Below are 4973 nucleotides of genomic sequence, written 5' to 3' on the forward strand. Positions count from 1 at the left end.
TTTCGGGCTAGATGCCGCGCCCGGCTGCGGAGGCGAAGCCGAGCCACGTGTGGCGATTCCCCGCCCAGCACCAACCGACCTTCGGCGCGCCCTTGCGCTCGGCGCCGTCTCGGCCGGTGCCGCCGCTGATCCACAGCGCGGGTGTTCGCGCGTCGAGGGCGACGCCCTTCTGCGATTTCGGCTGCCGCGCCTTGGGCTTGCGGGAGGCGATGGTCATGAAGCAGTGGTTCGGTTCCAGCTGCGACGGGTCGGAGAGCAGCCAGCAGATGCCCTCGGAGACCGTGAGCGGGGTGCGCCCGCGCGCCGCGATCTCCGGCAGCGCCTCGTCCGGGCTCCAATTGCGCATGTCGTCGCCGCGCTGCGGCGCTTCGAGGATATAGAGCGGTGCGTCGGGAATCTCGACTCCGGCGATCGGGGCGAACTCGGCGAGATCGGTCATGTCTTCGACCACGAAACCCGGCCGGCCCTCGCGCACGAGCAGCGGTGCGAGCTTCGCGGCGGGCACGAGGGACGGGTGAACGACCACGACCCCTTCCCGCGAATCTCCCAGCCGCGAGGCGAGTTCGCGGCACTCCGATTCGGAGATGCCGGCCAACGCGGGCAGCCCTTTCCGGACCAGAGAATCGACTTGCTCGGAAATGGTGGGCAGCGTTTGTCCGTTCATGCGCACTCCTTCGATCCCTCTTCCCCGCGGCCGCGCGCGCTCGTAGCCTCGGGGCATGCGCACACTATTCATCCACGGCGCGGGCGGATTCGATGAAGACCGCCCGCTCGCCGCCGCGTTCGGGGCGCACGCGAGTATGCCACGAATGTCGGACGAGGATATGTCGTACGACTCGTGGGCCGGTGCGATCCAGCCGGCGCTCGCCGAACTCACCGACGGCGACATGGTGATCGCCCACTCCTTCGGCGGCTCGATACTCTTGCGGATGCTCGCCGAGGAGCGGTGGCCGCGGCTCGAGGTGCACATGCTCGCCATGCCGAATTGGGGACCGGAGGGCTGGGCGGTCGCCGACTACGAGTTCACCGGCCCCGAGCCGCCGCAGTCCATCACGCTGCACCATTGCGCCGATGACGACGTGGTTCCGCATTCCCACCTCGACCTCAACTCCGCGGTGATTCCCCATGCGCAGACGGCGCGCTATCCGAGCGGCGGCCACCAGTTCGACGGCCGACACGACGAGCTTCGCGCCGCGTTCACGCGCTGACCGGGACTGGATTCATCTGCCGAGTCGCGCAGACATCCACCATTGAAATTAGTTCGTAAGTACGTAATTACGTACTATTAGGGTATGGCGAAGGAATACGAGCGTCTCGCAACTGAAATAGCCGAGCTGACCAAGCGAGTGGAAGAACTCGAAGGATCCACTTCGAAGGAGCCTTCAGTAGCCCCCACTGCGGCAAAACTCGACGCCGATACGTTCTGGGCACTCAACGGTCTGCGCGCCCGCATCGAGCAGAACTCTTCGAGCGACGGTGGCGAGGTGATACTCCTTGGCTCCGTGACGCTGCCAGACGGAACCCCGGCGGCGTGGCAACAAGGCGCGGAGACAGAGGCTCTGTTGGAGTCAGACTGGTCCGACTTCGCTGCCACATTCGCTTCGCTGGGCCATCCGGTCCGCCTTGAGCTTCTGCGCCACATCCTCGCAGGAACGCACTCGACGGCGGAGCTCGGAGATCAGGGTTCGCTAGGCACGACGGGCCAATTGCATCACCATCTCAGGCAACTCGTCGCCACAGGATGGGTTCGGCAGTCCGGCCGCGGGAGCTACGAGGTCCCGGCCTCTCGAATAGTTCCATTGCTCGTGATGATGGCGGGAGCTCAGCGATGAAAAAGGCACTCATTGGGATCTACAGATTTCGCGGGCCACTTTTCTATGCGTCCACCGCTGTCCTCGTTGTCAATCTTCTCGTCGGACTCTCGTGGTGGGATGGTGAGCTTCTCGCCGCGCGAACGGTTATCGCCGTGTCAGCGCTGGCGGTGTTCGTTTTCAGCGTAATTCTCACCATTCTTGTGCCGCGAATACTTCCCAAGCACGCCGTCAGAGTGGTGAAATCCCCCGTCGAGGGTCGGTGGCTTGGGATGAACAGCCCCGCGACGAAGGTCCCGAGCCACGGCGTCCGGGCGTATGGCCAGACGTATGCAATCGACCTCGTTTTCGAGCCGGCCGATTCGGCCCGCCCGACTTTTGGCGGGACGCTGATGCGGCCTGCGGGCTCATATCCAGCATTCGGGCAGCCGGTGCGAGCGATGGTTAATGGCGTCGTGGTCAAGGCGTCGGATTCGAAAAGGGATCATCGCGCCCGGTCGAGTCTTCTGAGCATTGCGTACTTGATGATCGAAGGTGTCGTTCGAGAGATCGGCGGCCCGGGATTCATCGTCGGCAACCACGTCACGATTCGGACCGATGAGGGAAGTTTCGCCACGCTCGCCCATCTGCAACGCGATTCGGTGACCGTGAAGCGTGGCGATCAGGTTCGGGAGGGAACGCATATCGGAAACTGCGGAAACTCTGGAAACAGCAGCGAGCCGCACGTGCACGCGCAGCTCGCCGACCGGCCTAATTTGTGGACCGCGATCGGACTGCCCGTGGCATTCGCATCGATCGAACTGGACGACGACCCCACCGCGGTGGATGGGCTACCGGCAAATAATCAGCACATGATTGCTCATGCGCTGACGTAGCCGAGCTTCTCGGGGTTTCGCACCATGTCCACCCGGGTCACCTCGTCCCCGTCGATTTCGAACCACACGACCATGTCGACGTTGCCGTCGTTATGTCCGAGCAGCGCCGGTGCACCGTTGACCTCGGCAACCTTCCACGACAGCGCCTGGGTGTCCGGCTTCGCGAGAATGCCGGCGGTGAACCGAAGCACCTTCGACACACCGGAAATCGGGCGCCGCGCAGCGGACGCATGCCCTCCGGCGTCAGTAGTGAGGACAATGTCCGGGGACAGCACAGCCAAGAGGTCGTCGAGCGCGACCGAGCCCCGCGCCACCCCGAGGAACAGCTGCGCCACGCGCTCCTGGGCGGCGGCGTCGGCCGGGTAGCGCGGCGCGCGGGTGCGAACGTGCTCACGCGCGCGGCGCACGAGCTGCCTCACGGACGCCTCGGAGCGGCCGAGAGCCTCGGCAATCTCCTCGTACGGCGAGCCGAACACCTCGCGCAGCACGAACCCGGCACGCTCGAGCGGCGACAGCGACTCGAGCACGACAAGCATCGCGAGCGACACGTCCTCGGCCACCTCGACGCTGCGCGGCGGATCCGCACCTTCCCCCGTCGACACGGGTTCCGGTAGCCACGGCCCGACGTACGCCTCGCGTCGCCGCTCCGCCGAGCGCACGATGTTCAGCGCCGTCCGCGTCACCGCGGTGAGCAGATACGACCGCGGCCGCTCGATCGCATCGAGATTGGTCTCCCGCCAGCGCAGCCACGTCTCCTGCACCGCATCCTCGCTGTCCGCGACCGAGCCGAGAATTCCGTACGCGGCGCGAAACAGCGCCCCGCGGTGCTCGACGAACACCCGCGCGTGGGTGTCATCGTCCATGCTCACACCGCATCACTCATCCGATCTCGCAGGTATCCTCGAAGCCCTGGCTCGATAGCCCGAGCCCCGCGTTTGTCCTGCTACGGTAATTCTCCAGCGATACCAGCGCAGCAAGTTCGACAATCTGCCGGTCGGTCAGCTCCTCCCGCAGTTCTTCGACCATCTCGCGTGTGACTGCGGAGGGCGTCGCCGTCGCGGCGACCGCGTAGGCGATCACCTTCCGCTCGGGCGGCGAATAGACCGCACTCGTCTCCCACCCCGCGATGCTGCGGATTTTTTCGACCGGGACTCCCCTGTGATGGGCCTCCCAGTAACCGAAATCCATGCACCACGAGCAGCCGATCTCCCGGCCCACCGCGAGGATCGCCAGAGTGCTCAGCGTCGTCGGCAGAGCCTTCCACCGCGAGGCGGTCGCCTCCAACGCAAGCGAGCTCGCAAGCGCACCCTTGTGGTGGAAGGACACCGCCAGCGGGTCGAGCACCTTGCCGTAGATCTTTGTCGACGCCCACTCCGCGAACCTCTCGAACCGGCTGTTCGCACCCAGCGGTATCCACGCTCGATCGGTGGCGTCGCATTCCATCCGCACCTTGTTCATCCTCGTCCCCTTGCATTGACGGGGCCCGCTTGTCGAAGCCCACACAATAGGGACACCGTCCACACCGGTTTTGTGACATCGAGATCGTCGTGGATGAAGCTCTGCTGTTGTCGGAGGCCGGTAATCAGCCGAGCGGGATGTCGCGGCTCGCGAGCGCCTCGACGTCCGAGCGGTCGTGGGTGACGAGGATCGTTGGCGCGTCCGAGGCCGCGAGGTGCCGTGCGAGCACCTCGCGCAGAAGCGGGCGACTCGGCGCGTCTATTGCGGCGAGCGGTTCGTCGAGCAGACGCAGGCGCGGGGATTCGGCGGCGAGCGCGCGGGCGATGGCGACACGCCCGCGCTGGCCGCCGGACAGCTTCGCCGGCCTGAGCGAATGTTTGGCTTCGGGAAGGCCGAGTTCGTCGAGGAGGCTGGCGGCGCGGCGGCGTGCGTCGGCGCGGGGAATCCCGGAGAGCGTGGCGGCGAAGGAAACGTTCTCCACCGCCGTCATATGTGGGACAACCCGAGGCTCCTGGAATACGAAGGCGAGGCGGCGATGCTCCGGCGGAAGGTGAGTCATGTCCTCGCCGCCGAGGGTATAGGCGCCGGAGGGACCGAGGATCCCGCCGAGTCCGGCGAGGAACCGGAGGACGGTGGTTTTGCCGACGCCGTTTGGCCCGGACAGCGCGACGACTTCGCCGGGCGCGACGGAGAAGTCGACGGCGATGGAGAACTCGCCGCGAGTGATGGTCCCGGCGAGGCGGAGCGCGCCGTCGCGGGGGCTGCTCATGACACGCCCACCCTGTCCGCCCAGCGCCCGCGAAGCACGATAAGCATGGCGAGCGAGACG

Annotated in this window: 7 protein-coding genes; 3 read left to right on the forward strand and 4 right to left on the reverse strand. The window is 66.1% G+C overall.

The features are described from left to right. Positions 1-7: 7 nt before the first annotated feature. Positions 8-664 (reverse strand): DUF5701 family protein, encoded by a 657-nt coding sequence (locus K8V11_RS13790; RefSeq protein ID WP_303915477.1) that lies wholly within the window; start codon positions 662-664, stop codon positions 8-10. A gap of 55 nt (positions 665-719) precedes the next feature. Between K8V11_RS13790 and K8V11_RS13795 the strand changes: the two genes are divergently transcribed. From K8V11_RS13795 to K8V11_RS13805, 3 genes are all read left to right on the forward strand, one after another. Beyond that, positions 720-1208 carry an alpha/beta hydrolase gene (locus K8V11_RS13795; protein ID WP_303915479.1) on the forward strand — a complete coding sequence of 163 codons (489 nt, stop codon included), beginning with the start codon at positions 720-722 and terminating at the stop codon, positions 1206-1208. Positions 1209-1292: 84 nt separating this feature from the next. Further along, the gene (locus K8V11_RS13800; protein WP_303915482.1) at positions 1293-1832 is read left to right on the forward strand and encodes a helix-turn-helix transcriptional regulator; all 540 of its coding nucleotides are present in this window, start codon (positions 1293-1295) and stop codon (positions 1830-1832) included. A gap of 134 nt (positions 1833-1966) precedes the next feature. Continuing rightward, positions 1967-2686: a M23 family metallopeptidase gene (locus K8V11_RS13805; protein ID WP_303915485.1), complete on the forward strand. Its 720-nt coding sequence runs from the start codon at positions 1967-1969 to the stop codon at positions 2684-2686. Here K8V11_RS13805 and sigJ read toward each other — a convergent pair. The 3 genes from sigJ to K8V11_RS13820 form a co-directional block, all read right to left on the reverse strand. Continuing rightward, complete coding sequence (gene sigJ / locus K8V11_RS13810; RefSeq protein WP_303915489.1) at positions 2671-3549, reverse strand: RNA polymerase sigma factor SigJ; 879 nt, start codon at positions 3547-3549, stop codon at positions 2671-2673. The genes K8V11_RS13805 and sigJ overlap by 16 nt on opposite strands. A 16-nt stretch (positions 3550-3565) precedes the next feature. Further along, positions 3566-4144 (reverse strand): carboxymuconolactone decarboxylase family protein, encoded by a 579-nt coding sequence (locus K8V11_RS13815; RefSeq protein WP_303915492.1) that lies wholly within the window; start codon positions 4142-4144, stop codon positions 3566-3568. Between the two features lie 124 nt (positions 4145-4268). Beyond that, positions 4269-4913 (reverse strand): ATP-binding cassette domain-containing protein, encoded by a 645-nt coding sequence (locus K8V11_RS13820; RefSeq protein ID WP_303915495.1) that lies wholly within the window; start codon positions 4911-4913, stop codon positions 4269-4271. Between the last annotated feature and the right edge of the window lie 60 nt (positions 4914-4973).

Origin of the sequence: Dietzia timorensis, from assembly GCF_020742175.1 — a bacterium.
Taxonomy (GTDB): domain Bacteria; phylum Actinomycetota; class Actinomycetes; order Mycobacteriales; family Mycobacteriaceae; genus Dietzia; species Dietzia timorensis_A.